The following is a 314-nucleotide window of genomic DNA, read 5'->3' as shown; positions in this document are numbered from 1 at the left end:
GACGCTCGACGCACCGCCGGTCGGCGTGCTGGTACCGGCGGGTTCGCTCACCGGCGTGCTCGCCGCCGTCCAGGCACTGGGCGACGCCGGAATCGCGGCGCCGCTCTGGCTCCTCAAGGGGGGGGCGGTCGCGACCGGGGCCGCCGATCCGGCGGTCGACCCGCACCGAGCGGCGGTGTGGGGCCTCGGCCGCGTCGTCGGGCTGGAACACCCCGACCGCTGGGGCGGGCTGATCGACCTGCCGGAGCACCTGGACGTCCGTGCGGGCGGCCGTCTGGTGGCCGTGCTCGCCGGCGGGCTGGGTGACGAGACCG

1 protein-coding gene is annotated in these 314 nt (G+C 78.0%); it reads left to right on the top strand.

Annotated features, from left to right (window positions below; all coding sequences use genetic code 11):
* A partial coding sequence (locus PUR56_RS00745) for a hypothetical protein (protein ID WP_329947416.1) occupies window positions 1-314 on the top strand: 314 nt, incomplete at both ends.

Origin of the sequence: Streptomyces sp. BE303 (assembly GCF_036290945.1) — a bacterium.
In the GTDB taxonomy this organism is placed as follows: Bacteria; Actinomycetota; Actinomycetes; order Streptomycetales; family Streptomycetaceae; genus Kitasatospora.
This window is presented reverse-complemented; position numbering and strand designations above follow the sequence as displayed.